The organism is Herminiimonas aquatilis (assembly GCF_042665175.1).
Taxonomy (GTDB): Bacteria; Pseudomonadota; Gammaproteobacteria; order Burkholderiales; family Burkholderiaceae_D; genus Oxalicibacterium; species Oxalicibacterium aquatilis.
The window spans coordinates 758,815-785,346 of sequence record NZ_JBHTCC010000001.1 but is presented as its reverse complement, the minus strand read 5'-3'; the positions used below and the strand labels follow the sequence as shown (position 1 = coordinate 785,346).

The following is a 26,532-nucleotide window of genomic DNA, read 5'->3' as shown; positions in this document are numbered from 1 at the left end:
ATATCGCTCGTATCCTCATTCCGTTTTTGACAGGATTGAAACATTCGACTCTTTTGCACAACAATCAGCCGATGTGCGGAGACGGAAAGTTGTTGATGCAGCAAACGGATGTCGGGCATTTTGCAGTGCATGCAATAATTCAGGCTTCCCATTCCATTCATTGCCATGCGAATCACTCGACTCTTATTGCCCGTTGTATCCCTGCTTGTTTCCATCCATGTCGGAATTTCCTGCGCGCAGGCTGCAGGCCTGCCTAGCACGGTGGCTGATGCATTGAAGCGAAGCGGCATTCCGCAGAGTGCAGTGGCGACTTATGTACAGGACGTCTCGGGGCCGGTACCTCGCATCGCGATTAATAGCACGCAGGGCTTCAATCCGGCTTCCACCATGAAACTGGTGACGAGTAACGCGGCACTCGATATCCTGGGCCCAGCCTTTACCTGGAAAACTCAGGTCTATGCCACTGGAACGCAAAACGGTGATGTGCTGAACGGTGATCTGGTCATCAAGGGTAGTGGCGATCCCAAATTGGTTACCGAAAAATTCTGGCAATTTTTGCGTCAAATTCGCGCTGCGGGGATACGTGAGATTCACGGCAACCTGATTCTTGATCGCAGTGTTTTTGAAGATATGTCGTATGACGCATCCCGCTTCGACGGCGATCCCTTAAAACCGTATAACGCCGGTCCGGATGCCTTGCTGCTGAATTACAAGGTATTTGCCTTCCATTTCCTGCCCGACATAAACCGCCGTGTCGTGAATGTCAGCGTCGATCCGCCGCTGGGTGCGTATCCGATCGCGTTGCCAGTTTTCTCCGACGGCCCTTGCACAGACTGGCAAGCCAGAATGCTGCCTGTGCTGGAGCGAAATAGTACGCAATTCGCAGGAGCATTCCCGGCCGCTTGCGGCGAAAAGACCTGGTATTTGCATCCTTATCAGATGACCTCAGCAGAATATTTCGGTCTGGTTTTTCGCGACTTGTGGGCAGATGTCGGCGGCATTTTCAAAGGTGCCATTGTTGACGGGTTGGTGCCACCGAATGCACGTTTTGTTACGGAATGGCAGTCGCCAGCCTTGCCGGAAGTGATACGCGACATCAACAAGTACAGCAACAATGTAATGGCGCGTCAATTATTGTTGACCCTCGCATCGGATGTGCTGAAGGTGCCGGCAAATCCGGAGCGGGGAGCGCGCGTCATCAAGACATGGCTGACGGGAAAGGGGATAGATGCGAGCCAGTTGGTGATAGAAAACGGTTCGGGTTTGTCACGCTCGGAACGTATTTCGGCAGAGTCGATGGGCCGCATGCTGGTTGCCGCTTTTCAATCGCCGATCATGCCGGAGTTAATGTCCGCATTGCCGCTGGCGGGCTACGATGGCACGATGCGCAAGCGTCTGTTGACGCAAACAGTGGCGGGGCGCGCGCACATTAAAACCGGTTCCTTGAATGACGTGCGCGCAGTGGCCGGGTATGTGCTGGCGGTATCTGGCAAACGCTACGCAGTCGTGTGCATCATCAATCACATCAACGCACCGGGCGGCCAGGCCGCACATGATGCGCTGCTGCAGTGGATATATGAAAATGGGTGATGCCGCTGCATGTCGTGCATGTACAGCGAGCATTTCGATTGCCTACACGCACAGAGAAATGACGCGTGTAAATCGATGGCAGTGAATTAAAGCAGGATAGGCTGATTCGATAATTGGTTGGCTTGTGGCGGATGTGGTGCTTCACGTTCAGGAAAATATTTTTTCAGGATGGCATTCAGTTGCTGCAGTCCATTCAATGCGCTGTCTTGATACAGGCCTTGTGCAAAGCCATCTGTCATGGTTTTGCACACTGCCTGCCAGTGATCTTGTGGAATGAGGCGTGCGATGCCGCGGTCGGCAATGATCTCGACCTGGTGATCGGCAAGGTTGATATAAATCAGTACGCCGCAGTTTTCTTCGGTATCCCAGATACGGTATTGCGTAAACAATTCGCCTGCGCGTTCGCGCGACGTCATGCCGCGCATGACAGCAGCCAGATCCAGCGATGGTTCAACAATCAGCCTGACTTCAGCACGATGTCTGTTTTCACCTTCCGAGATCAGCGCTTGAATGGCGGACAGCGTGGTCTTGGGAAAAGCGCTCTTGCCATGTGCCTTCGTGGTTTTTATGTGCCGAAAAGCGCGTGAGATTTTATTCATTACCAGTTCCCCGAGGCGCCGCCGCCGTCAAAACCACCGCCACCGCCGGAAAAGCCGCCGCCCCCAAATCCACCGCTGCTGCCGAAACCACCACTCGACGAATGACGGCCGAGTTCATGGCCAAGGGCGGCACCCAGGATCACGCCGGCAGAATTGCCCCAATCGTCACGATTATGACCGCGCCTGCCGCCTCGGCTGCGCATCATTGTGATCAAGACCAGGAAGGCAAAGAAAATGAAGGGCGACCAGCCGAAGCCGTCATCGCCTTGAGCCTTGCCGCCCTGTGCGGGTTCGGGAAAGGCTTCTTTGTCGAGCAGGCTGGTGATGACAGAAATACCCGCTGCCAATCCGCCGTAATAATCACTCTGGCGAAAATGCGGCGCGATCACATCCTGTAATACGCGTTTGGATTGGGCGTCAGTCAATACACCTTGCACGCCGCGCCCGGTTTCAATGCGCATGCGACCGGATGCAGCCGAATTATTTTTTGCAATCAGCAGGATCACGCCATCATCCACTCCTTTGCGTCCCAGTTTCCAGGCATCGGCGACGCGTATGCTGTATTGCTCTATGGTTTCCGGCTCGGTTGTGCTGACCAGTAGCACAGCAATCTGGCTACCGGTACGCGTTTCGTACTCCGCCAATATATTTTCCAGCGTAGTCCGCTGGCCGGCATTCAACATGCCGATCTGGTCGGTGACGCGCGCAGCGAGCGGCGGCACGGGGACCAGATTCTGTGCGCTGGTCAGTATGCAAAAGAATGCGAGCGTACAGGCCAGCAGAGGTCGCAGGATTTTCATTTCTTGGCGTCTGCCTTACTTGCCGAAATTAACGGCAGGCGGAGCGGAAATCGCTTTCTCGTTTTCGACGGTGAACGATGGTTTCACCGGATAGCCGAAAACCTTGGCCGTGATATTGGTCGGGAAGCTGCGTGCCAGCACGTTATATTCCTGCACCGAAACGATGTAACGCTGACGTGCAACGGTAATCCGGTTTTCGGTGCCTTCCAGCTGCGATTGCAGATCGCGGAAACTGGTATCGGCTTTGAGTTGCGGATAGTTTTCCGAGATCGCCATCAAGCGCGACAAGGCAGAAGACAGCTCGCCCTGTACTTGTTGAAACTTCTGAAAAGCCTGCGGATCGTTCAATACCTCCGGTGTGATCTGGAAGCTGGTCGCAGCGGCGCGTGCCTTGGTGACTGCCTCCAGGGTTTCACGCTCATGCGATGCGTAACCTTTAACCGTATTCACCAGGTTCGGAATCAAGTCGGCCCGACGCTGGTATTGATTGACGACTTCGCTCCATGCGGCTTTGGTTGCCTCATCCTTGGTCTGGAAGTCGTTATAGCCGCATGCACTCAGCATCGACACCAACGCGGCAATCGTCAGCCATTTCAATAATTTCGTCATTTTATTTCTCCGTGAATACAAAAATTCTTATGAGTGCAATGTTGGATATCATTCGGAATTGTCTTCCAGAACCGATTCTCTGAGGTCTCGCTTATTTGATGCCGTTGATACGAGGTTTCAATAGTACCGTGCTCATCGCCATCAAAATCAGCAACATCGCAACATAATCCTGCCAGTGCGGTGTTTCATTCAACCACCATGCGCCGGAAAAAACACCCAACACCGGAATCATCATCACCGACAAACTGGATGCCACGGGCGGTAGTCTGCGCGCCAGAGAAAACCAGATCACCTGCGCAAAGCCAAAGATGATGAGCCCGTTGTAGGCAATGGCCGCCGCTTCCTTCGCTGTCGGCATGCGCCACAACTGATATTCGAACAAGGCCGACGTGATGCCCATGCATACACTTGCCATCAGCAGCATCCAGAACGTCAGTGCGATGGTCGGGAGTTCCATCTTTGTGCGTTTCATCAAGACTGTGCCATATCCCCAGGCGGCTGCCGCAACCAGCGTCATCACGCTGCCCAAGGGTTGGCCGCGCAGATTGGCATATTCGCTGGATAACAGTAATAACGCACCGCTGATTGCAAATGCTATTCCCAGCCAGCCGAGCCGACTAATGCGATCCCGAAAAAAGATCAAACCGGAAAGCACCGCCCAGATCGGCATCGTATAGCCCAGGATAGCCGCGCGTCCGGATGACAGCATTTTTACGCCGACTATCATGAAGGTATTCCAAATAATGATATTAGGAATGGCCAGCGTGAAAATGGTTCCCAGATCGTCACGCGATACCTTTAGCGAAGTGCTGCTCCAGCGTGCTGCCAGCCATAAAACCGGAACCGCGCCCATGATGCATAGCGTGCGGAAGGCAATCGGCGGAAAATCCTGCACCGCCATCTTCATGACGGGCCAGTTGATACCCCAGCACAGCGTGAGGAGAGCCAACAGAATCCAGTCTTTGCGGGAAAACGATGTCATGGGGAAGAAGTGATACGTGAGCGGAACGATCTGATACGGCACGATAACATGACGAGTTACAATACGGTCTGCACGAAAAAGAGAGATATCGCTGTGACCTTTATAGAACAATTATCGGCTGCTTGGCAGACGCAACATTCGCAACTCTGCATCGGGCTCGATCCTGATCTGACCAAGTTTCCCGCCCATTTGCAAGGCAAGCCGGATGCGATTCTGACTTTCTGCAAAACGATTATCGATGCTACGGCGGATACTGCCTGCGCATTCAAGCCGCAGATCGCCTATTTCGCTGCCTTGCGTGCCGAGGATCAGCTCGAAGAAATCTGCAAATATTTGCGCGAACGTTATCCGCATATTCCTATAGTGCTGGATGCCAAACGCGGCGATATCGGTGCGACTGCAGAACAGTATGCGCGTGAGGCTTTTGAGCGTTACGGTGCCGATGCAGTGACAGTTAATCCGTATATGGGCTTCGATTCTGTGCAACCGTATCTGGAGCGCGAAGACAAGGGCGTGATCGTGTTGTGCCGCACTTCCAATCCGGGTGGCTCGGATCTGCAATTCTTGAATGTTGACGGCCAGCCTCTGTATCAACACGTGGCGCGTCTGGTTGCGGACAAATGGAACGGCAATGGCCAATGCGCGCTGGTAGTAGGCGCAACCTTCCCGCATGAACTGGCGCAGGTGCGTGCAATAGTGGGGGAGATGCCTTTGCTGATTCCCGGTATCGGCGCGCAGGGTGGCGATATCAAGGCGACGGTTGAGGCGGGGCGCACGGCAAACGGAAGTGGCATGATGATCAATTCATCACGCGCGATTTTGTACGCGAAGGCGGACGAGAATTTTGCGCAAGCTGCGCGGCAAGTGGCACTGGATACGCGTGACGCGATCAATCAGTATTGCAAATAACAATTCCCATATTCATGGGATAGATACGCAGTCAGGGGAGCCCTATACTGCGGCATCTGAATTAACGGCCTTCCTGTCATGAATTACCTGATTGAAAATCATCCTGCCAAGACGATGGCATCCGCCATCGCGCTAGCTGCCATGACCTTGTTCTTTTTGTTTTAATTAGACGATTGTGGATGCAGGCATGCCCGCATCGATTATCCCCGGGGATGAATGAATGTGTTGCTTTCAAGTAGTGTTAGCAAACCACGCAAAGCATGCCTGACGGTTTGTTCCCTGATCGAATGGCGATCGCCGTTAAAGAGCACGCGTTCTACCCGCGTCACATCTCCGCAAGCCCAGCCAAAATAAATCGTGCCTACCGGTTTGCCCGGAACCGCACCATCAGGACCGGCAATACCTGTAGTCGACAGCGCTACCGTTGCCAGACTATTGCGCAATGCGCCTTGGCACATGGCTGTTGCCGTTTCATTGCTGACGGCGCCATGCTGGTCCAGCACATCGGACGCGACTTGCAGCAAAGCCATCTTCGAGGCGTTGGAATAGGTAATGAAACCGCAATCGAACCATGTCGATGACCCAGCAATTTCGGTAATGGCTTGTGCTACGCCACCACCGGTACATGATTCCGCAGTCGCCAATATCAGTCCGCGATGCTTCAATTGCTGCCCAACCAGAGCGGCAAGCGCGACGATGTCCTGTGCGTCCACTTGCATACTTATATCGTGCGCCATATCGCAAACACCAGCAGCGTGAAAAATGCAGCGACGATGTCGTCGAACATGACGCCCATGCCACCCTTGAAACGCCTGTCGAAATAATTGATGGGCGGCGGTTTGACCATGTCAAAGAAACGGAATATCAGGAAAGCATAGAACTGCGTCCACAGATCGGCAGGCGTGATGAACAGCATCACCAGCCATATCGCGATCACTTCATCCCACACCATGCTGCCGTGATCGGCAACGCCGAGATCGCGCCCGGTTTTATCACACGCCCAGACGCCGACAAAAAAACCGGCCACGATGATGATCCACCAGTTGGTTGTCGAAAAGACTTCCGGCCAGCGCAAGGTTAATACATGGAATGACAACCAGCCGAACAGTGTGCCAAAGGTACCCGGCATGATTTTCGACAAACCACTGCCGAAACCCAGTGCAATCATGTGCGCCGAATGGGACAACATAAAACCGGAGTTAGGCCTTACGGTAATGATAGAAGATGATGCCGATGTTGAATTCATGTCAGGCGAAGTGATCGAAAGATGCGATTTTTAGATCGACAGGCTGGCCATCGCGGTCCAGCAAACGGGTTCCTGGTGCTTCGTCGATCACACCGATGCGCGTGACGTTGGTATCGGCGGCCAATGCGGCACCGAGCACAGCTTCGCGTTTGGATACGGGAGCGGTAAAGCACAGTTCATAATCATCGCCGCCGGCCAGTGTGAAGCGCCTGCGTAATTCCTTAGGCTGGTTTTGCAAAGCGGCGCCCGCAGGCAGGGCATCGACATTTAGTGTGGCGCCAACGCCGGATTTTTTGAGAATGTGGCCGAGATCACCGACCAATCCATCGGATATGTCGAGCGCCGAATGCGCAATTCCGCGCAATGCAAGGCCGAGCGTTACGCGTGGTTGCGGCGTATACAGGCGTACGGCGGCGGCACTGAGTGTTGCGATATCCAGTTCGTATTCCTTGCGCATCGCACCCAACGCCAGACGGGCTTCACCCAAAGTGCCTGATACCCAGATGTCGTCGCCGATTTGCGCGGTATCGCGCCGCAAGGCAGTACCGATAGGTGCCTGGCCGAAAATCGTGATGCAGATATTCAGCGGCCCCTTGGTGGTGTCGCCGCCTATCAATTCACAGTTGTGCTGATCGGCTAAAGCAAACAGGCCGGCAGAAAAATTCGCCAACCACGGTTCGTCTGCGCTGGGCAATGACAATGCCAGCGTGAATGCGACAGGTTCTGCCCCCATCGCTGCCAGATCCGACAAATTGACGGCCAGGGATTTGTGTCCGAGTTTATAGGCATCCGCTCCGGCAAAAAAATGACGATCTTCGACCAGCATGTCGGACGAAATGGCGGTTTGCATTCCATCTTGCTGCAGCAGCAATGCACAATCGTCACCGATGCCGAGCGTGGCGCGGTTTTTGGGATGAGCGGGGCGCACGAAATAGTGCGCGATGAGATCGAATTCGGACATGCCTTCATTGTACAGAATGATGTGCAGAGAAGATGCAGCCACATCACTGATGATGGGATGGCGGTAACAGATTGTCGCAGAGAAAAAAACCGTTATACTCGTTGGTACGAGAATGACGGTCGGATGAATCGCGGGCGTTAGTTGCCGCCATTGGTTACCACCACCAGCACGTTTATTGGTTTGCCTTTTGGCCCAGCGCCGCCAGCAATTCCTGGCGTATTGCATTGTCATGCGGTGATACGCCGAAACCTTCCAGCACGCCATTGGCATCGTAAAAACGGCATATATTGCGGCCGGTTTCCGTGGTTTCATCTATCCAGTTGCCGTTCGCCACGATGTGCGGAGCCGGTGGTATCAAGGCCAGTGGATAGCTTGGAGTCTTGATCAGTACCGGTGACGGTTTCAGATCGATTTCCGTACGTTCACCAGTCAGCGTGCGTGCAATTGCCCGGCCTGCAGTCATGATAGGCGCGATGTAGGGCAGGGTGCGCGTGCTGCCGTCTATGGTTGACGTGTACTCGGCGCAATCACCTAGCGCATAAATGTCGGTCGCGCTGGTTTGCCCCGCCGTGTCGATGACAATGCCGCGTCCGGTTTTGAGTTGAGCGGTATGTGCCAAACGCAGATCCGGACGCAAGCCGACTGCGGACAGGACGACATCGCTTTCTACCGTTGTGCCATCAGCCAGTGTGACGTGCAAATCGGTACCGGCGTGTGTGACGGTTTCCGCAACGGTACCGAGATGAAACTTCACGCCGCGCGCACTCAGCGCGGCCTGCAATCCAGCTGACAGCGCCGGTGCTGCCAATGCAGCCATGGGGCGTGTACTCGGATCGATCAGCGTAATGGCGTGTCCGGCACCTGCCAGGTCGTCGGCGAATTCGCAACCGATCAAACCCGCGCCCAGAATCGCGACGCGCACCGGTGATGCATTGGCCACTGCGTTGATGCGTTCGCGAAATGCTGCGTAATCGTCGATGTGATTAACCGATAAAACCTTGTTTGCTGCATCGCCTTTTAGACCAAGCTGTATCGCTTGCGCGCCGACTGCGAGGACCAGTTTTTCATATTCGTAAGTGCCGGAACTGGTATCCACAGTTTTCGCCGCGCTATCGATACTGTTGACGCGCGTATTCGTGACTAATGTCGCGTCCAGTTGCTCAGCCATTTTTTCCGCACTCTGCGATACCAATTGTTGCGCATCCTTGTTTTGCGCAAAAGCATTCGACAGCATCGGTTTGGAATAGAAGTTGCCACTATCTTCCGTGATCATGATCAGTGGCGTCGCTTTGTCCAGTTTGCGAAATTCGCGCGCGACCGTGTAGCCGGCCAGTCCTGCTCCGATGATGATGATCGGTTTCATTGTTTTCCTTGTTTTGAAAATGACGCGCCGAATTCCACGACGCGCTTGTGATCGTGCCTGCCGACTTTTCAATCCGCGATGCGCATATCGAAGACTGCTGCGGCCGCCATGTTACCGTTTTCAAGTGCAATTTGCCGCATATTTGAATGCATCTTTATGCATTTGTCCGAGTGTTTGTCTGTCTGATCAGCTCTATCCGACCCTGTGGCGTGTTAAAAAAATAGCAATGTATTTACCTAGGCTTGCGCACTACGGTTTGCATCATTTATCAATTAAATTGATGCAAGTCTTATATCTGATAGCTTTTCTTCTTATTTTTGACGTGCTTACAGGCATGGCGGGCTGAAATATTAGTGAAAACACGTATATAAACAATAATCAAAATATTGCCTCTGCTAAAATCAAAGGCTTCCCTACGCTTAAAAAGGATGGCTGCTCAGTATGGATTCGAACATCGACAAGAAAGAAGAACTTCGCCTTCAGTTACGTCAGGCAGCACTGGAATATCACGAGTTTCCGACCCCTGGGAAAATCAGCGTCACTCCGACCAAGCAGGTTACCAATCAGCGTGATCTGGCCTTGGCCTATACGCCGGGTGTCGCGGTCGCCTGCGAAGAAATCGCTCTCAATCCGGCGGATTCGTATCGCTACACGGCGCGCGGAAATCTGGTTGCAGTCATCACCAACGGTACTGCCGTTCTGGGTTTGGGGAATATCGGGCCGCTGGCAGCCAAGCCGGTGATGGAAGGCAAGGCAGTTCTGTTCAAGAAATTTGCCGGTATCGATGTGTTCGATATCGAAATCAATGAAACCGATCCAGACAAGTTGTGCGACATCATTGCCTCGCTGGAGCCGACTTTCGGCGGTATCAATCTGGAAGACATCAAAGCGCCTGAATGTTTTTATATAGAACGCACCTTGCGTGATCGCATGAAGATTCCAGTCTTCCATGACGATCAGCACGGCACTGCGATCATTGTCTCAGCCGCGATCCTGAATGGCTTGAAAGTCGTCAATAAAGATATCAAGAAGGCCAAGCTGGTTGTTTCCGGCGCTGGCGCTGCGGCGCTCGCCTGTCTCGATCTGATGGTGGATTTGGGCTTTCCTCGCGAAAACATCTTTGTCACCGATTTGGCCGGCGTAGTTTATGAAGGCCGTGTCGAGCTGATGGATCCGGACAAGGAAAAGTTCGCGCAAAAAACCGATGCACGTACCCTGGCCGAGGTGATCACCGACGCCGATATTTTCCTTGGTCTTTCCGCTGGGGGCGTGTTGAAGCCAGCCATGGTTGCGGCGATGGCGAAACGCCCCGTGATTCTCGCGCTCGCGAATCCGACGCCGGAGATCCTGCCGGATGAAATCCGTGCAGTGCGTGACGACGCAGTGATTGCAACTGGTCGCTCGGATTTCCCGAATCAGGTAAACAATGTTCTCTGCTTCCCATATATTTTCCGCGGCGCACTCGATTGCGGTGCAACGACGATTACGCGTGAAATGGAAATCGCAGCCGTGCATGCGATTGCGCAGCTGGCGCAGGCCGAGCAATCCGACATCGTGGCGACGACCTACGGCATCAATAATCTGAGCTTCGGTCCGGATTACATCATTCCCATGCCTTTCGATCCGCGCCTGATGATCAAGATCGCGATGGCAGTCGCCAAGGCAGCGGAAGAGTGCGGTGTGGCGGCACGTCCTATCAAGGATATGGAAGCCTACGCCGATCGCCTGCAGCAATTTGTTTATCGCAGCGGCACTTTCATGAAGCCCATCTTCCAGATCGCCAAGGCAACGCCGCCGGACCTGAAGCGCATCGTGTATGCCGAAGCGGAAGAAGAACGCGTATTGCGAGCAGTTCAAGTCGTGGTCGATGAAAAACTGGCCAGACCTATTCTGATTGGCCGTCCAGCTGTATTGTTGCAACGGATAGAGCGCTTTGGCTTGCGCATCAAGCCGGATGTTGATTTCACCATCATCAATCCGGAACACGACGATCGCTATCGCGACTTCTGGCAAACGTATCTGGATATGACCATGCGCAAGGGCGTGACCGAGCAATACGCGAAGCTGGAAATGCGTAGACGTCATACGCTGATCGGTGCCATGGCGATCCACAAAAAATATGCCGATGGCATGATTTGCGGCACCTTCGGTACGACTGATCTGCATTTAAAATATGTCGATCAAGTGTTGGGCAAGCGTGCCAATGTCAATGAGTATGCGGCGATGAATTGCCTGATTCTGTCGGATCGTCAATTGTTCATTGTTGATACGCATGTCAATGAAAATCCGACTGCGGAAGAATTGGCAGAGATCACGATCCTGGCAGCGGAAGAGATGCGCCGCTTCGGCCTGGCACCTCGCGTCGCCTTGTTGTCGCACTCAAACTTTGGTACCAGCAACAGCGAATCGGCGCAAAAGATGCGCAAGGTTTTGCATCTGGTCAGGGAACGTGCGCCAGATCTGGAAATCGATGGCGAGATGCATGGTGATCTCGCCCTCAATTCTGCGCAACTGAAAAAGGCGATTCCGAATTCGACGTTGAAAGGCGATGCCAATCTGCTCGTGATGCCGAATATTGATGCTGCGAATATTGCCTACAATCTGCTGAAAACAACCGTCGGTAGTGGTGTCGCGATCGGGCCGATTTTGCTCGGCTGCGCAAAGCCGGTACACATCCTGACGCCATCGGCAACGGTACGACGTATCGTCAACATGACGGCATTGTGCGTTGCAGATGCAGTAGCGGAACGCTAGTCTCTGCATAATAAAAAAGCCGCTCTGGGTTTGCCAGAGCGGCTTTTTTTCGTCTCGCAGAATATGCTGCTAGATTTTTCTGTCGACGGTGATGTCATCGCGCATGGGGACACGACCGGTTTGTACCAGTGGCGATGCGCGCTCGCAATGGCCTGCATGGTCATCGAAAAACATATGCGGCTTGAATGCTGCCAGTACATCGGATTTGGCAACGCCGCCCATGAAAAAGGTTTCATCTATCGTCACATCCCACGCCCGTAAGGTGCGTATCACACGCTCATGCGCAGGTGAGGAGCGCGCCGTGACGAGGGCGGTACGGATAGGTGAAAATGCCCGCGCAGCGTTCGGCCCTGCGCCGCCCTCAACATTTTTGAAGCTGTTCTGTATGAATGACAGCGCTTTCAGCAAGCGTGCGAACGGCCCTTCCGGTAGCGGCTTCAATGCATTTTCATGTTCGTGTTTTTCAAATGCTTCTATGCCCTGGGTTTGATATATACGTTCTGATTCGTCCGAAAAGATGACCGCATCACCATCGAATGCGATGCGAATCTGTCCCAGTTCTTCAAACGCATTCTCGGGTTTTTGGTATAGCAGCGCAGCGGCGACGCTGGAATTGACCGCCGCTTGGACATCGTCTTCGTGCAGCGAAAGGAACAGGCTGACGTTGAACGCCTGCAGATAGGGAGCCAGCGAAGCACCGCCGGACAAGACTGCGCGCGTAATGTCCAGGTCGTAATGTTTGATCGAATTGAATATCCGCATCGAGGTTTCTGTCGAATTGCGCGACATGATCACGACTTCGACAAAGCGCTGACCGGGTGTGAGTGCATTGAGTTTGAGCAGTGCGCGCACCAGGGCAAAACCGGCGCCCAGTTTCAGGATTTCATTTTCATTGTCGAGTTGGTGTTGACGATACGCTTCCAGTCCCTGGGTGCGAAAAATAGCTTCTTCGACTTCCAGATCGAATAGTGCACGTGATGAGATGCCGACTACCAGCAAACGATCGAGTGAAACAGGCATGATTGATTTTTCTATAAAGTTATTCTTTGCCATCAATTTGTTGTAAGCCCAAGAGAAAAAGATAAACTCAAATGATGCGTACAGCTAAAAAAGTAGCTGGAATCATTATAAGCATTCCCGCCCCATGCGCTCTTTTCAGGTATCTACCATATGAAATTAAGGAAAGTAATCAGTCTATGGGCCAAGCAGGTCAAGCGCGATGCGGTGATGCTGTGGTTCGCACGCAAGCATCCTGATACACCGTTATTGGCGAAGATCGTGTGCGTGCTGGCGGTTCTCTATGCGTTGAGTCCTATCGATTTGGTACCGGATTTCATTCCTGTGCTCGGCTATATCGATGATGCGTTGTTGCTGCCGGCGATGATATGGCTTGCAGTGCGCTTGTTGCCAGCGCCGGTACTGATCTTTTGCAGGCAACAGGCCGATGATTGGATGACCAGGCAAGCAGCAAAGCCGAGAAGCTATCTGGGCGCTGTGCTTGTGGTTACCCTTTGGGGTTTGCTGGCTTATCTGTGCTGGCGTTTGATATAAATTCAATAACGCATGTTGTCATGAACGCGACTGGATCAGTGGCGTGGATGGAACGCCGGGTTTTTACACTGAAAAAGGTAGTGTTAGTATCTGCGCCCAGTACGTATAAGCCGTCGATTTCTCGTGACGGTTTTGTCTGCTGTCATTTTGTAATGTTTGGGTAGTCTTTTAACTGGATCTGTCGGGGTGACAGTGATTTAATTTTTTTTGATTGTGCAGCCATGGCCAGCAAGCTGATTAACAGTCTTCGCAATGCACTCATTGTAATTTTAGCCATGGCTTGTGTGGGCTACCTAGCCTATTCGTGGAGTCATCAGCGTGGTATCGAGAATCTTCGTCATGAAGCCGATACGCGTTTGAGTATTGTGAGTGCAGTGTTGCAGGGGCCGGCGGATAAATACAGCTATTTGCCCGGCATGATTGCTGACCATCCTGCGACGATTCGCACCTTGCTTGGCAAGAACGATCCGGATGTTATTCGCGCCGCCAATTTATTCCTGCAGCAGCTCAATATCGACACGCAACTGGCGGTCATCTACTTGATGGATGCAAGTGGTCTGACAGTGGCAACCAGCAACTGGCAGGAAAAGACATCTTTCCTTGGTCAGAATTACAGCTTCCGTCCTTACTTTCAGGATGCGGTCAAAGATGGCTCAGGCAAGTTTTACGCGATGGGCACGATCAGCCTGATTCCTGGTTATTACCTTTCCAGCGTGGTGAAAAAAGATGACGAAGTTCTCGGTGTGATTGTGATCAAGATCGCCATGGATAATTTTGATAATTTGAATCGCGCGCAGGAAAGAAGTTTGTCGGAAGTCACGGTGACCGATGAAAACGGCATTGCCTTCCTCAGTACGGTAGACGATTGGAAGTATCGCCCGATCGCCACACTGACTGACGACGCTGAAAGAAAAGTGAAGAGCACTCGACAGTATGAACGCGTATTGAAGGCCCCTCTGCCGGCCACGGTGGAAACATCTTTCGGCCCGAATGAGCGCATCGTCAATGTCAGGCTATCAGACGATAGACCTGATGAAAGACATCAGGTTCAGTACCTGGCGCGCTCGGGGCAATTGCCGGGTTCTTTGTGGATGGTGAATGTGTTTGTACCAATGAAGCCGGTTAATCTGGTCGCGATACGCATTGCCATGTTGACGGTAGCGATGTTCGGTTTCCTGCTCTTGGCGGTGATGTATTTGCTGGAAACGCGCAGTCGGATTCACGAGCGCGAGCGCTCACGTCTGGCACTACAGGTCGCGCACGATGCCCTGGAATACAAGCACAAAGAATTAGAGACACTCAGCGAAGAGATGCGCATCGTATCGATTACCGATTCGCTGACGGGTGCCTACAATCGCCGTTATTTTCTTGATGTGGTTGGCAAGCTTGCCGATGACATTCATCATGCCGATTGCGCACTATCGATCATGATGATCGATGTTGATTACTTCAAGCGGATCAACGATGTATACGGCCACCCTACAGGCGACAAGGTCTTGCAGTTGTTGACATCGGCCTGCAAGGATATATTGCGCGCCGACGATGTATTTGCCCGGTTTGGCGGCGAAGAGTTCATCATGGCATTTCCGGCTACCGATGAACATGCGGCACAGCAGATTGCCGAACGTTTGCGCACCAGCATCATGGCGCGTCCATTTGAGGTCAATGGCCAGATGCTATCGCTCACTGTGAGTTGTGGCATATCGCGCTACCGGCTCACGGAAGAGACGATCGATGAAACCATCAAGCGGGCCGATGAGGCGCTCTACGAGGCCAAGAGCAACGGCCGCAATCAGGTCGTGGTACGCGTGTAAAAAAACGAAACAGAAGTCAGCCAGGGCAAGGCGGATCGTGACGGCCGCTTGCTGCCGTGTTTACTTTGGTGTTTCGTCACCGTCTTCGTAAAAGGAGACGCGTATCGTTTGCTTCCGCTGCAACTTCTTCAGGCCCCATTTGGTTCCGAGATAGGCTGCGAGCAGGCAGCAAAACAAGGCTCTCCATCCAAGGTAATACATGCCGACAAATGGCAGTATGATCACCAGTACGGTCGAGAAGAAATCACGCTTGTTCAACGTAATCCAGTAGTGCGACAATGCATAGACAACGAATAGCCCGATAAAAGCGATCAGCATGGTATTTGTTCCTTAATACAGATGTACGCGCATTCTAGCATCCGGAATTTTCAATTGGCTGGATAAAAATCAAGATGGCATTTACGGCAATAGCACTTGGTTGGCACATTGCTTGCTCGTGGTATTTCATTGTCAAAAAACGGAATAAAATCATATGTTGCTTTTAAAATGCATATTAAATAAAATGACTCCATTGGAGTGCACTGACTGATGAAACTCACTAGATTCTCGGATATTGGATTGCGCGTGCTGATGTACTTGGCAAAGGAAGCCCGCACTCCGGCAGTGACAGTTGCAGAAGTCGCCGTGCAGTTTGACGTACCCCATAATCATTTGGTCAAAGTGGTAGGTGCACTGGCAAAAATGGGCTGGATCGATGCTGTACGCGGCCGCAATGGCGGTATCCGGCTTGCGATCGAGCCCGACAAGTTGCGCATAGGCGTTGCCTTGCGTGTGCTTGAAGGTGATACCGAACTGGTTGATTGCGAAGGCCTTGGTTGCCGACTTTCGGGGGATTGTGTTTTGCGCAATGCATTGAAAGTGGGGGTTGAAGCATTTTACGACGCCATGAATCAGTACACGCTGGCAGACATAGTCGGCGGCAATGTCGGTGAACAGATTGTTCATATGCATCGTGTTTTCTTGATGGATCGCGCTAGTATCTAGCGCGATTTTTAAATAACCGGACCGCAAGGTCTTTTTTTAAAACTTATAAGTTGCATTTAAAATGCTACATAGGAGTGAAAATGTTATCAGCTGAATCCCGTCCGTACATCGATGCGAGTGTCCCCGTTTTGCGTGAACATGGTCTTGCCATCACCCAGGTTTTTTACAAGGCGCTATTTGCCGCCCATCCTGAATTACATAATGTATTCAACGCCGGCAATCAAGCTAATGGTTCGCAGCAGCAGTCGCTCGCCTCCGCCGTGTTTGCCTATGCCGCAAACATCGATAATCAGGCTGCATTGGCACCAGTAATTTCACGCATCGTGCACAAGCATGTTTCTTTGGGTGTGAAAGCTGAACACTATCCTATCGTCGGTCATCATTTGCTCGAGTCCATCAAGCAAGTGCTTGGTGATGCAGCAACCCCGGAGTTAATCGCAGCGTGGGCAGAAGCGTATGGCCTGCTCGCTCAGGCCTTGATCGATGAAGAGAAAAGATTGTACAAAGCGGCGGGAACGGAGCCGGGCGATTTGTTTGACATGCGCGTGGTCGCCGTCGATCTGCAAAGCGACCAGATCAAATCGTTCTCTCTAGTACCGGTGGAGGGCCAATTGCCGTCATTCAAGCCAGGCCAATACATCAGCGTAGCCGTGCATCTTGCGGACGGCCTGCGCCAGCTTCGTCAGTACAGTTTGTCCGATACGCCGGATCATCAGCACCTGCGCATCTCGGTCAAGCGTGAAATAGCCGGCAAGGAAACACCGGCAGGCATGGTGTCTAACTGGTTACATGACAATGTAGAAGTTGGCAGCATCATTCCAGTGAGTAAGCCGTTCGGTGACTTCACTCCCGATACGGAAGGAGATGAGCCTATCGTTCTGCTGTCGGCTGGCGTCGGCATTACTCCCATGATCTCTGCGTTGAACCGGATTGCAAAGGTATCCCCAGGTCGCCGCGTCATTTTTGCGCATGCAGCACGCAATGCAAGTCACCATCCGCATCGCGCCGATATAGCAAAAGCCGTCGCGCTGATGCCGAATTTGCACAGCGTTACTTTTTACGAGGATGACAAGGTCGATCAGGATAGTTTGACCTGCATGGCTGGCAGAATGCAATTGAAAAAATTGCCGTCGTGGGAAGTGGACAAGGCAAAGGTATACATGTGCGGTCCATTGCCATTCATGCAGACCCAATGGGCGGATCTGGTTGCGCAAGGTGTGCCCGCACATCACCTGCACCGCGAAGTGTTCGGCCCCGACATGCTGGACCATCTGATTTAAAAGAAGACGTCTGGGGTATTCAAAGCCTCCATTGAAAAATGGAGGCTTTTTTACGTGGTCGAAAAAGCCTTGAAAACGATGTTAGCCATGCAAAGCGGCCGTCGATTGCCAGACTGAGTATCAGGCTGTTATTGAAATGGCAGACGCAAACGGAATGCAGCACCTTCGCCATAGGTGCTGTCGACGGTAAGACTGCCGCCATGGGCTTCTGCCAGTTGCCGCGCAATATACAAGCCCAGACCCAGTCCGGCGCCAGTTTTTGTCCCGGCCCTTTCGAATGGTTCGAAAATGCGGTGCTGGTCTGCCGCGGTGATGCCATTGCCCTGGTCGCGCACGGTGACTTCGGCATAAACTGGGTTGGCTTCCAGCATGACCTTGACCGGTTTGCCACCGCCGTAGCGCAGTGCATTCGTCAACAGATTAATGATGATCTGTTCAACGCGGAATTCATCCCAGGTGCCGCTGGAAATTTTGTTTGCATCCAGCGTGATATCGGTGCCGGCTGCAGCAGCCTGATGCGACAGATCACTCACGATGCGCTGCAGTAGATCGGACAATTCGGTTTCGATCGGACGTATCGACAATTTGCCGCTACGTATGCGGGATACATCCACCATGTCATCGATCAATCGGATCATGCTCTGGATCTGGCGGCCATCGCGTGCCACCATGCGTTGCAGCTTCTCTTCATTGAATGCTTCCATATTGGATTTCTCCAACTGCATCTTGCGCATCTGTGTTTCAAGGAAGAGGGTATTGAGCGGCGTCCGTAGTTCGTGTGCAACCATCGACATGAAATCATCGCGCATCCGCAGCGAGCGTTGCAGTTCCACTTGTGTCGCGTGCAGTTCCTGACGACTTTTTTCCAGTGCTTCAACCTGACGCTTTACTTCATTGCGTTGCTGGTACAGGGAAACAAAAACATTGACCTTGCTTTTGACGGCAGCAATGTCCAGCGGCTTGTGCAGAAAATCGACGGCACCGGTTTCATAGCCCTTGAAAGCGTAGTTCAATTCCTTGCCCGCAGCGCTGACGAATACGATGGGAATATGACGCGTTCTTTCTGTACCGCGCATCAGCTCCGCCAGCTCAAAGCCATCCATGCCGGGCATCGTTACATCGAGGATGGCCAGAGCAAATTCATGCTGCAACAAAAGCATTAATGCATCCTCGCCTGATGTTGCCTGATAGACGATGCGATCCTTCTGCTTGATGATCTCATTCAGTGCCATCAGGTTTTCCGGCAAATCGTCGACGATCAACAATTTAGTGAAATTTTCAGCATACATATCAGGTTGTTCCCAGCTTCATAAGTAAGGCATGCATTTCAAGCAAGGGCAAAATCAGATCCGGTTGGCTGCGATCAATCGCAGCCTGCGGCATGGTGGATATTTGTGCTTCTTTCGGATCCTGTACAACTGTCAAGCCGCCAGCCTCATGGATATTCGCCATTCCTTCCGCGCCATCCTGATTCGCCCCTGTAAGTAAGAAACCTGCCAGAGCGTGGCCATACACATCGGCTGCTGAGCTCATCAGTATATCGATTGCGGGCCGCGAATAATGCACGGGATCCTCGCCACTCAACGAAAAACTGCGATCCTGCTCTATAGATAGATGGTAACCAGGGCCGGCAAAATACAAGACGCCAGCCTCTATATCCTCCTTGTCTCGTGCCTGTCGAACAGGGACGCGGACATGCTGTGCAAATACATCTGTCAGACGGCTTTCCCTATCATCGCGCATGTGCAGAACCACGAAGATAGGCAGACGATAGCTGGCCGGCAGACCACTTAATATTCTGAGCAATGCATCGACGCCTCCGGCAGACGCACCGATGGCAATCGCTGCTATTTTCCCTTCCTTTGCCGAACTTGCGCTTTGCACCATGCTTAACCCTTGCGATAAATCCGCTGCGCTTTATCCAGTGGCTCAAAGCGATTTGTATATGCAGAAAACTCTATGCTCTCCTTACTGCCCAGGCCCATAAATCCGCGATGACACAAGGATTCATGAAATAGGCCTAGAGCACGTTCCTGCAATTTGCGATTGAAATAAATCAAGACGTTGCGGCAGCAGATCAAATTCGTTTCAGAAAACACAGTGTCGGTCGCCAGACTGTGATCGGCGAAGCTGACGTTTTCACACAAGGAGCGATCGAACAGCGCTGCATCATAAGCAGCAGTGTAGTAATCGGAGAGCGTGGCTTTGCCGCCGGCCTTTTGATAGTTGCTGGTGTAATCCTTGATCCTGTCGAGTGCAAAGACACCTTTCCGCGCCTTCTCAAGCGAGACTGGATTGATGTCGGTTGCATAAATAATGCTGCGATCGAGCAAGCCTTCCTCTTTCAGCATGATGGCCATCGAATAAATTTCTTCGCCAGTGCTGCATCCTGCTACCCATATTTTCAGTGAAGGATAGGTTTTTAAAAAAGGTACGACTTGCTGGCGCAATGCCAGGTAATACGACGGATCGCGAAACATCTCGCTCACCGGGATCGTCAAATACTGCAACAACTGCATGAAGGCATTCGGATCGTGCAGTACCCGTGCCTGCAAATCCGAGATCGTTTTGCATTCCATATGCGGCAAGGCATGCAATACCCGACGCTTCTGCGAAGCGCCGGAATAGTTGCGAAAGTCATAGCTGTACTTGAGGTAGATTGCCTCAATCAGCAGACGCAATTCGATATCAGTGTTGCTCGAACCCGGCATTAAAGGCGTTCCATATTCGGCATCCAGACACGCACCAGCGAGTACAGGCGATTCAGATCAATCGGCTTGGCCAGATAATCCGATGTACCTGCCTGCAGACATTGTTCCTGATCGTCTTTCATGGCCTTGGCTGTGATGGCGATGATAGGTAGTTTCTGGAAACGGGCGTCGGTACGAATCCGGCGCGTCGCTTCCAGCCCATCCATGCCCGGCATCATGACGTCCATTAATACCAGATCGATCTCTGGTGTCTGATCCAGTTTTTCAAGGGCTTCAAAGCCATTGCGCGCAATTTCGATGACGGCACCTTTTTGTTCCAGCGCGCTGGTCAATGCAAAGATATTGCGTACATCATCATCGACAATCAAGATGCGTCGGCCTTCGAATACACGGTCACGACTGCGCAAGGTCTTCAGCATGCTTTGCCGTTCTACCGACAGTTCGGATTCGACCTTGTGCAGGAACAGCGTCACCTCATCCAGCAAACGTTCGGGTGAGCGAGCCCCCTTGATGATGATGGAGCGGGAATATTTGAGAAGATTGGTTTCTTCGTCGCGGGTCAGATTGCGCCCGGTATAGACAATCACCGGCGGGAAGGAGGAAATTTCCTCCGACGACATTCTCTGCAACAGTTCTTCGCCTTGTATGTCAGGTAATTTGAGATCGATGATCATGCAGTCGAAGACGGTGTCGCGCAACAATGCCAATGCCTCTTCGCCAGTTGCCACGGCATTAATTTCCACATCTGCATCACTAATCAACTGGGCGACGCTTTCGCGCTGGCGCGCATCGTCCTCGACCAGCAAGATGCGTTTCATTTTTTGCGAGAACTTGCTTTCCAGTTTCTGGAATACCTGCCTCAGTTGTTCGCGCGTTGCAGGCTTCGTTACGTAACCGATCGCCCCCATTTGCAATGCGACTTCTGTCCTGTCAGATGCAGAAACAATATGGACCGGAATATGTCGTGTTTTTGGATCGGTTTTCAGCTGTTGCAGCAGGGCCATGCCGGAACCGTCAGGCAAACCCATGTCGAGCAGAATGGCATCCGGTACATAGGTTGCCGCTGCATGCATGCCGTCCACCGTGCCGTGCGAAACCAGGCAGCGGTACTGCATCTCGTGCGCCAGGTCATACAGAATCCGGGCAAACACGACTTCATCTTCAATCACGAGTACCGTGCGGGCGTTATGCTTGTCGCTGTCCCTGTCGTCGGGAAATGCTGGGACAACAACAGACGTTGGCGCGGGCGCTGGTGGTGGCGAAAAGTTGGGCTGTACGGTGATCGCACTGCGTTCGATTACGGGCACGACGGCGGGCGCCCGGACCGGTAGCAACAATGTGAAAGTGCTGCCCTTGCCGGGGGTGCTACAGATCGTAATCGAGCCACCCAGCATTGTGGCAAGATCGCGCGAAATCGACAGCCCCAGCCCGGTGCCACCGTAGCGACGGCTGGTTGTGCCATCCGCCTGACGGAAAGCCTCAAAAATAATCTGTTGCTGTTCGTGCGGGATGCCGATGCCAGAGTCGGTGACGGCGAACGCAATGTGATCCTTGTCTTTACCGCTTATTGATAATGTGACTTGGCCGGCTTCTGTGAACTTGATGGCATTCGACAGCAGGTTCTTGAGTATCTGCTCTACCCGCTGACTATCGACAAACATGGTTTGTGGCGCAGTTGCATCGATAGTTGTCGTGAACTGCAAACGCTTTTGACCTGCGAGTGGCTCGAAGGTCATCTTCAATCCCTCGATCAGACGCGGTAAAGTAATTTCTTCAGGAGAAAGGTCAAGCTTGCCGGCCTCAACCTTGGAGATATCGAGAATGTCATTAATCAGATTCAGCAGATCATTGCCGGCTGAATAAATAGTGTTGGCAAACTTGATCTGCTCTTCATCCAGATTGCCCTTGGTATTGTCGGCGAGCAGTTTTGACAGAATCAGTGAGCTGTTGAGTGGTGTACGCAACTCATGCGACATATTCGCAAGGAATTCGGATTTATATTTACTGGCGCGTTGCAATTCCACCGCGCGTTCTTCCAGCTCACCTTGCACTTCATTTAATGCAAGATTCTTTTGATCAAGTGCAAGGGCCTGGGTAGCCAATTGTTCATTGGTTTGCTCCAGTTCCGCTTTCTGATTTTCGAGATTGACTTGGGATTCTTCTAGGATGCGCGACTGCTCTTCCAGCTCCTCATTCGCGGTGCGTAATTCTTCCTGCTGGACTTGCAATTCTTCATTGAGTTGCTGGGTCTCAGCCAGTACATCCTGCAGGCGTCGGCGATACAGCGATGCTTCTACTGCCATACCCAGGCTGGGAGCGACCAGTCTGAGGAAGTCCAGATCCCGTTCGCCAGGGGTGTGCAAAAATCCAAGCTCGACTACGCCATTGATATCACCTTCATGATTGATCGGCAGCATCACGACATTGCGCGGTTTGGAGTTACCCAAACCCGACGTCACCTTCAGGTAATTGTCCGGTACGTTATCGAGATGGATCAGGCGTTTCGCCAGTGCTGCTTGTCCGACCAGGCTTTCTGCATGATCGAAGGATTGTTCAATATATTCATTTTCCTTGCTGAAGCCGAAACTGGCCACGCGGCGCAATGTGCCGTTATCTTCGCGCACATAAAGTGCCGCGACGGAGGCGCCAACATAACGAGCAAGAAAGTCCAGTACGGCACGCCCCAGTTGCGGCAATGCCATCTGGCCAATTCCTTGTTCGCCCAGTTGAGCCTGACCGGCACGCTGCCACGCGAGTTGTTCCAGGGAGCTGGCATGCAACTGGTGTTGAGTGAGCGTGTCGTTGTAGGTTGTGGAAAGCTGCAATAGCTCGCGGCGACCAAACAGTGCAAGCAGTCCGCTCAGCAATATGCTAATGCCGAGATAGAGCGCGACCACGGTGGTCGTTACATGTTTTGCTTCTTCATTGCGTTCCTTGCGCAGGCCTTGTTCGCTTTGCAGGAAGTCCGTGAACTCTCTGCGAATTTCGTCGAACTGCAACTTGCCGCGACCACTGGCAATGTATTTGGCAACATCTTCATTGTTGCTGCGCATCCGAATGGTGGTTTGTGCAAACTCTTCCCATTGTGCTTGCATGGCCTTGATGCGCTGCAGTCTATCGACTTGGTCCGGATTGTCCTTGATCAACTCATTCAGCGTGAGCATCTCTGCTGCGATTTTCGGTTTGGCTATTTCGTACGGCGCCAGAAAATTGATGTCGTTGGAGAGCGCGTAACCGCGAATGCCGGATTCCATATCCACCGATAGCTTGGTGATTTCGTGGGCATTGCCTATCACGCGCTCTGTGTGTTCTACCCAATTCAGTACGGATATCAGATAGAAAATTAATGCAACGAAGATGGCTGCACTGGTTACACCCACTGCCAACGGCAAAGTGATGTTGCGTATGAGGATGCGGCGAAAGCCGGTTTGGTCGATAGCAGGTGCAGATGGCATGTATTCTTCCAAAACTTAAACGCCAAAGTGTAATGCAAAACGAAAGGGGAAAGCACAACTGTTGACGTGCGTTGCAGAGTAATCGGAGCGGCTTTTTGAGTAGTCTTTATCGACCGGGATGACTATCCTATTAACCGTAATCCGATCAATCAGAACTCGCAGGGAGATGTTTGTAAAACTTACATGCGGGCTTCACGTGTCCTTTTTGACAGATCGTTACATTCAATCGTGCGGTTTTTATCCAGATTGGTTTTTTTGTAAAATTTACATGTGGGTCCATATTTAAGCAAACGTGCGCGTGTTTTTGTGTGTGCTCTTCACACATTCGCATCGCATAATTTCAACTGAAATAAAAAAATCCGCCGAGGCGGATTTTTTTAGGGCTGCTTTATCGAGCAACGCATTGCTCATGCAAGCGATCAGAACTGTTCCCAGTCGCTGTCAGAGTCTTTACTGCTGGCGATTTTTGCGGGCGCCGTGCTTGCGATACTGCGTTTTGCGGGAGCCACTGCAGGGGGACTGGACAAAGCCCTGGGACGTGCTTGCGGGGTAATGCTTTGTGTGCCTGATGCATGGCCATGCAATTTGAATACGGCGACCACGCCAGACAGATTGGTTGCCTGATCTCTGAGAGACGCGGCAGCTGCAGCTGCTTCTTCGACCAAGGCAGCATTTTGCTGCGTGACTTCATCCATTTGCACAATTGCGGTATTGACTTGCTCGATACCGGCGCTTTGTTCCTGACTTGCAGCCAGAATTTCACCCATGATGTCGGTCACGTGTTTCACGCTATCGACCACCTCGGTCATCGTGGTGCCGGCTTGCGCCACAAGTTTGCTGCCTGCATCGACTTTGCTGACCGAGTCATCAATCAAGATTTTGATTTCTTTTGCTGCTGCTGCAGAACGTTGCGCCAGATTTCTCACTTCGCTTGCTACCACGGCGAAACCGCGACCTTGTTCGCCTGCGCGCGCGGCTTCCACTGCGGCATTCAGCGCGAGGATGTTGGTTTGAAATGCGATGCTATCGATGACGCCGATGATGTCGACAATTTTCTTGGCAGATGTATTAATCGAGTCCATCGTATCCACCACGTCGGAAACCACAGCGCCACCTTTGACGGCAACCGTAGATGCGGTGACTGCCAACTGATTGGCCTGGCGCGCATTGTCTGCATTTTGCTTGACGGTGGAGGTGAGTTCTTCCATCGAGGATGCTGTTTCTTCGAGTGATGCAGCCTGCTGTTCGGTACGGCTGGACAAGTCCAGATTGCCGGCTGCAATTTGCGTGGTCGCTGCACCAATCGCCGTGCTGCCTTCACGCACCTGCGAAACGGTGTCGGTTAAGCGCGCCTGCATTTTTTGCAGGCCGAGCATGAGATTGCCCAGTTCATTTTTTGATTTGACTTCGATATTACTGGTCAGGTCGCCAGCTGCAATGGATTCGAAATGCCCCATCATTTCCTGCAAAGGCTGGTTAATTGCACGTATCAGGAAGAAGGCCGAGATTGCAACGGCAACCAGACCGAATAGAACGCCACCAATAGCCGCGATGCGGAATTTTGAAAAAAGCGACTGACTTTTTTCGTAACCTGCCGCTGCATTTTCCATTTGCAGCTTGATCAAGGCATCCGTACTTTTGGTTAAATCCTGAAAGAGAGGAGACATTCTATTCAACAGAATAACTTCAGCTGCATCAATGCGATGTTCACGTAGCGCACCGGCTAGTTGCTGATTGCCGACTTGAAGATAGTTGAGACGTTTGGCACTCACTTCTTCTGCCAGTTTTTTTTCAGCCTCATTTTCAAATGGCAATGCCAGATATTTGTTCCATTCATCATCCGATTGCGTGTAGAAATTTTCAGCACGTTTGATGGTCGCTTCCGCGCTTGCCTCGTCGGGGCGCATGGCTACTCGATTAAGTGCAGCGCGCGCTTGCAGCAGCCGTGTCATCATCAAATTGATGGCGTTGGATGATGGCATTTGGTTGGTATAAACCTCTTGCAAGGTGTTATTTGTGGTTTGCAGGCCGATGACACCCATGGCGCCACCGACTATCAGCATGACGCCCATGAACGCCATGGTCAGAATCAGACGTAACTTGATGGATAAATTGTTCAACATGTTTTTGCCGTTTTGAAATGGACGTTAATGGAGGTATTTAAGCTGCAACTTGTTCGATCAAGCCCATGTCTGTCGAGCTCATCAATTTGTCTATGTCCAGCAAGATCAGCATGCGTTCTTCTATCGTGCCCAGACCGAGCAGATAATCGGTCTCGACCACGGAACCCATTTGTGGTGCCGGTTTGAGTTGTTCATCCGTGAGCGTGATGACGTCAGATACGCTATCGACCACCATGCCCATGATGCGTCCCCCGATATGCAAAATAATTACGACCGTAAATTGGTCGTAAGTCGGTGTGCCCAGATTGAATTTGATGCGCATATCGACAATCGGCACGATGATGCCACGCAGATTTACGACTCCCTTGACAAACTCGGGCGCATTGGCAATACGCGTTACCGCGTCGTATCCCCGCAGTTCCTGAACTTTTTGAATGTCGATTCCATATTCTTCGTTGCCGAGCGTAAAGGCAAGAAATTCCAGAGAGGTGAAAGTCGAGGCGGATGGCTGTATCGAGTTGGACATGGTTTTCAATCTGAATGGAGGAAATAATATTGCCTTGGTGAAACTAAATATGAGTATAGCGAGGCTTCTCAGGATCAGCCAAGGATTTCAGACTGTAACTTTTGAAAAATTCAATTATTTAACAATACTTCACAATTGGCGTGAAGTTTGCAACACGGCGGGAATAATATTCAGGGAGAGGAAGGGCGGGGCGGGCACAAAATCGCATGGAGGGCTAGCGATAATGGTGAATAGCTAAAAGAGCGAGTTGTGATTTATTTAATGCAATGGATAAA

At 52.0% G+C, this 26,532-nt stretch carries 23 protein-coding genes; 7 read left to right on the top strand and 16 right to left on the bottom strand.

Translation table 11 applies throughout. The features are described 5' to 3' along the window. Window positions 1–165: 165 nt before the first annotated feature. A complete protein-coding gene (gene dacB / locus ACFQO0_RS03610; protein WP_382232664.1) occupies window positions 166–1,590 on the top strand; it encodes a D-alanyl-D-alanine carboxypeptidase/D-alanyl-D-alanine endopeptidase in 1,425 nt (474 codons plus the stop codon). Between the two features lie 86 nt (window positions 1,591–1,676). Here the strand turns inward: dacB and ACFQO0_RS03605 are convergent, their stop codons facing one another. The 4 genes from ACFQO0_RS03605 to ACFQO0_RS03590 form a co-directional block, all read right to left on the bottom strand. Beyond that, a complete protein-coding gene (locus ACFQO0_RS03605) occupies window positions 1,677–2,189 on the bottom strand; it encodes a TPM domain-containing protein (RefSeq protein ID WP_382232663.1) in 513 nt (170 codons plus the stop codon). Continuing rightward, the gene (locus ACFQO0_RS03600) at window positions 2,189–2,989 is read right to left on the bottom strand and encodes a TPM domain-containing protein (RefSeq protein WP_382232662.1); all 801 of its coding nucleotides are present in this window, start codon (window positions 2,987–2,989) and stop codon (window positions 2,189–2,191) included. Before ACFQO0_RS03600 ends, ACFQO0_RS03605 begins: the two co-directional genes overlap by 1 nt. A gap of 15 nt (window positions 2,990–3,004) precedes the next feature. Beyond that, complete coding sequence (locus ACFQO0_RS03595) at window positions 3,005–3,598, bottom strand: LemA family protein (protein WP_382232660.1); 594 nt, start codon at window positions 3,596–3,598, stop codon at window positions 3,005–3,007. 91 nt (window positions 3,599–3,689) lie between these two features. Further along, a complete protein-coding gene (locus ACFQO0_RS03590) occupies window positions 3,690–4,580 on the bottom strand; it encodes a DMT family transporter (protein ID WP_382232659.1) in 891 nt (296 codons plus the stop codon). 93 nt (window positions 4,581–4,673) lie between these two features. Between ACFQO0_RS03590 and pyrF the strand changes: the two genes are divergently transcribed. Beyond that, entirely contained in the window at window positions 4,674–5,489 is an 816-nt protein-coding gene (gene pyrF, locus ACFQO0_RS03585; protein ID WP_382234001.1) for an orotidine-5'-phosphate decarboxylase, read from the top strand. A 200-nt stretch (window positions 5,490–5,689) separates the two neighbouring features. Here pyrF and ACFQO0_RS03580 read toward each other — a convergent pair whose 3' ends face one another. From ACFQO0_RS03580 to ACFQO0_RS03565, 4 genes are all read right to left on the bottom strand, one after another. After that, window positions 5,690–6,208, bottom strand: a complete 519-nt coding sequence (locus ACFQO0_RS03580) for a CinA family protein (RefSeq protein ID WP_382232658.1) — start codon at window positions 6,206–6,208, stop codon at window positions 5,690–5,692. Window positions 6,209–6,210: 2 nt separating this feature from the next. Beyond that, on the bottom strand, window positions 6,211–6,678 hold the full coding sequence (locus tag ACFQO0_RS03575; protein WP_382232657.1) for a phosphatidylglycerophosphatase A family protein: 468 nt from the start codon (window positions 6,676–6,678) through the stop codon (window positions 6,211–6,213). 58 nt (window positions 6,679–6,736) lie between these two features. After that, window positions 6,737–7,696, bottom strand: a complete 960-nt coding sequence (gene thiL / locus ACFQO0_RS03570; protein WP_382233999.1) for a thiamine-phosphate kinase — start codon at window positions 7,694–7,696, stop codon at window positions 6,737–6,739. Between the two features lie 172 nt (window positions 7,697–7,868). Beyond that, window positions 7,869–9,059 carry an NAD(P)/FAD-dependent oxidoreductase gene (locus ACFQO0_RS03565; protein ID WP_382232656.1) on the bottom strand — a complete coding sequence of 397 codons (1,191 nt, stop codon included), beginning with the start codon at window positions 9,057–9,059 and terminating at the stop codon, window positions 7,869–7,871. Between the two features lie 441 nt (window positions 9,060–9,500). Here ACFQO0_RS03565 and ACFQO0_RS03560 point away from each other — a divergent pair, with 441 nt between their 5' ends. Further along, on the top strand, window positions 9,501–11,813 hold the full coding sequence (locus tag ACFQO0_RS03560) for an NADP-dependent malic enzyme (RefSeq protein WP_382232655.1): 2,313 nt from the start codon (window positions 9,501–9,503) through the stop codon (window positions 11,811–11,813). 69 nt (window positions 11,814–11,882) lie between these two features. On the opposite strand, the gene ACFQO0_RS03555 is transcribed toward ACFQO0_RS03560, so the two are convergent. Continuing rightward, window positions 11,883–12,833 (bottom strand): 5'-nucleotidase, encoded by a 951-nt coding sequence (locus ACFQO0_RS03555; RefSeq protein ID WP_382232654.1) that lies wholly within the window; start codon window positions 12,831–12,833, stop codon window positions 11,883–11,885. Window positions 12,834–12,983: 150 nt separating this feature from the next. Between ACFQO0_RS03555 and ACFQO0_RS03550 the strand changes: the two genes are divergently transcribed. Continuing rightward, window positions 12,984–13,364: a YkvA family protein gene (locus ACFQO0_RS03550; RefSeq protein ID WP_382232653.1), complete on the top strand. Its 381-nt coding sequence runs from the start codon at window positions 12,984–12,986 to the stop codon at window positions 13,362–13,364. A 221-nt stretch (window positions 13,365–13,585) separates the two neighbouring features. Further along, entirely contained in the window at window positions 13,586–15,178 is a 1,593-nt protein-coding gene (locus ACFQO0_RS03545) for a sensor domain-containing diguanylate cyclase (RefSeq protein ID WP_382232652.1), read from the top strand. Window positions 15,179–15,238: 60 nt separating this feature from the next. On the opposite strand, the gene ACFQO0_RS03540 is transcribed toward ACFQO0_RS03545, so the two are convergent. Next, a complete protein-coding gene (locus ACFQO0_RS03540; RefSeq protein ID WP_382232651.1) occupies window positions 15,239–15,496 on the bottom strand; it encodes a hypothetical protein in 258 nt (85 codons plus the stop codon). Window positions 15,497–15,706: 210 nt separating this feature from the next. Between ACFQO0_RS03540 and ACFQO0_RS03535 the strand changes: the two genes are divergently transcribed. Both ACFQO0_RS03535 and hmpA read left to right on the top strand, forming a co-directional pair. Further along, a complete protein-coding gene (locus tag ACFQO0_RS03535) occupies window positions 15,707–16,162 on the top strand; it encodes an RrF2 family transcriptional regulator (protein ID WP_382232650.1) in 456 nt (151 codons plus the stop codon). 80 nt (window positions 16,163–16,242) lie between these two features. Continuing rightward, window positions 16,243–17,442, top strand: coding sequence for an NO-inducible flavohemoprotein (gene hmpA, locus ACFQO0_RS03530; protein ID WP_382232649.1), 1,200 nt, complete (start codon window positions 16,243–16,245; stop codon window positions 17,440–17,442). 128 nt (window positions 17,443–17,570) lie between these two features. Here hmpA and ACFQO0_RS03525 read toward each other — a convergent pair whose 3' ends face one another. From ACFQO0_RS03525 to ACFQO0_RS03500, 6 genes are all read right to left on the bottom strand, one after another. Then, window positions 17,571–18,731, bottom strand: a complete 1,161-nt coding sequence (locus tag ACFQO0_RS03525; RefSeq protein ID WP_382232648.1) for a hybrid sensor histidine kinase/response regulator — start codon at window positions 18,729–18,731, stop codon at window positions 17,571–17,573. Between the two features lies 1 nt (window position 18,732). Beyond that, window positions 18,733–19,329, bottom strand: a complete 597-nt coding sequence (locus ACFQO0_RS03520; protein ID WP_382232647.1) for a chemotaxis protein CheB — start codon at window positions 19,327–19,329, stop codon at window positions 18,733–18,735. Between the two features lie 2 nt (window positions 19,330–19,331). Next, the gene (locus ACFQO0_RS03515; RefSeq protein ID WP_382232646.1) at window positions 19,332–20,153 is read right to left on the bottom strand and encodes a CheR family methyltransferase; all 822 of its coding nucleotides are present in this window, start codon (window positions 20,151–20,153) and stop codon (window positions 19,332–19,334) included. Next, on the bottom strand, window positions 20,153–23,608 hold the full coding sequence (locus ACFQO0_RS03510; protein ID WP_382232644.1) for a response regulator: 3,456 nt from the start codon (window positions 23,606–23,608) through the stop codon (window positions 20,153–20,155). The genes ACFQO0_RS03515 and ACFQO0_RS03510 overlap by 1 nt, the downstream gene beginning before the upstream one ends. Window positions 23,609–24,027: 419 nt before the next feature. Continuing rightward, complete coding sequence (locus ACFQO0_RS03505; RefSeq protein ID WP_382232643.1) at window positions 24,028–25,731, bottom strand: methyl-accepting chemotaxis protein; 1,704 nt, start codon at window positions 25,729–25,731, stop codon at window positions 24,028–24,030. Between the two features lie 37 nt (window positions 25,732–25,768). Beyond that, window positions 25,769–26,257: a chemotaxis protein CheW gene (locus ACFQO0_RS03500; protein WP_382232642.1), complete on the bottom strand. Its 489-nt coding sequence runs from the start codon at window positions 26,255–26,257 to the stop codon at window positions 25,769–25,771. Window positions 26,258–26,532 lie beyond the last annotated feature (275 nt).

Coding starts and splice junctions, on each gene's coding strand:
- ACFQO0_RS03540 (WP_382232651.1), bottom strand. CDS start 15,496: ATGCTGATCGCTTTTATCGGGCTATTCGTTGTCTATGCATTGTCGCAC.
- ACFQO0_RS03565 (WP_382232656.1), bottom strand. CDS start 9,059: ATGAAACCGATCATCATCATCGGAGCAGGACTGGCCGGCTACACGGTC.
- thiL (WP_382233999.1), bottom strand. CDS start 7,696: ATGTCCGAATTCGATCTCATCGCGCACTATTTCGTGCGCCCCGCTCAT.
- ACFQO0_RS03520 (WP_382232647.1), bottom strand. CDS start 19,329: ATGGTGCAAAGCGCAAGTTCGGCAAAGGAAGGGAAAATAGCAGCGATT.
- ACFQO0_RS03525 (WP_382232648.1), bottom strand. CDS start 18,731: ATGTATGCTGAAAATTTCACTAAATTGTTGATCGTCGACGATTTGCCG.
- ACFQO0_RS03555 (WP_382232654.1), bottom strand. CDS start 12,833: ATGCCTGTTTCACTCGATCGTTTGCTGGTAGTCGGCATCTCATCACGT.
- ACFQO0_RS03600 (WP_382232662.1), bottom strand. CDS start 2,989: ATGAAAATCCTGCGACCTCTGCTGGCCTGTACGCTCGCATTCTTTTGC.
- ACFQO0_RS03560 (WP_382232655.1), top strand. CDS start 9,501: ATGGATTCGAACATCGACAAGAAAGAAGAACTTCGCCTTCAGTTACGT.
- dacB (WP_382232664.1), top strand. CDS start 166: ATGCGAATCACTCGACTCTTATTGCCCGTTGTATCCCTGCTTGTTTCC.
- ACFQO0_RS03510 (WP_382232644.1), bottom strand. CDS start 23,608: ATGCCATCTGCACCTGCTATCGACCAAACCGGCTTTCGCCGCATCCTC.
- ACFQO0_RS03575 (WP_382232657.1), bottom strand. CDS start 6,678: ATGTTGTCCCATTCGGCGCACATGATTGCACTGGGTTTCGGCAGTGGT.
- ACFQO0_RS03535 (WP_382232650.1), top strand. CDS start 15,707: ATGAAACTCACTAGATTCTCGGATATTGGATTGCGCGTGCTGATGTAC.
- ACFQO0_RS03545 (WP_382232652.1), top strand. CDS start 13,586: ATGGCCAGCAAGCTGATTAACAGTCTTCGCAATGCACTCATTGTAATT.
- ACFQO0_RS03515 (WP_382232646.1), bottom strand. CDS start 20,153: ATGCCGGGTTCGAGCAACACTGATATCGAATTGCGTCTGCTGATTGAG.
- hmpA (WP_382232649.1), top strand. CDS start 16,243: ATGTTATCAGCTGAATCCCGTCCGTACATCGATGCGAGTGTCCCCGTT.
- ACFQO0_RS03500 (WP_382232642.1), bottom strand. CDS start 26,257: ATGTCCAACTCGATACAGCCATCCGCCTCGACTTTCACCTCTCTGGAA.
- ACFQO0_RS03595 (WP_382232660.1), bottom strand. CDS start 3,598: ATGACGAAATTATTGAAATGGCTGACGATTGCCGCGTTGGTGTCGATG.
- ACFQO0_RS03605 (WP_382232663.1), bottom strand. CDS start 2,189: ATGAATAAAATCTCACGCGCTTTTCGGCACATAAAAACCACGAAGGCA.
- ACFQO0_RS03590 (WP_382232659.1), bottom strand. CDS start 4,580: ATGACATCGTTTTCCCGCAAAGACTGGATTCTGTTGGCTCTCCTCACG.
- ACFQO0_RS03580 (WP_382232658.1), bottom strand. CDS start 6,208: ATGCAAGTGGACGCACAGGACATCGTCGCGCTTGCCGCTCTGGTTGGG.
- ACFQO0_RS03505 (WP_382232643.1), bottom strand. CDS start 25,731: ATGTTGAACAATTTATCCATCAAGTTACGTCTGATTCTGACCATGGCG.
- ACFQO0_RS03550 (WP_382232653.1), top strand. CDS start 12,984: ATGAAATTAAGGAAAGTAATCAGTCTATGGGCCAAGCAGGTCAAGCGC.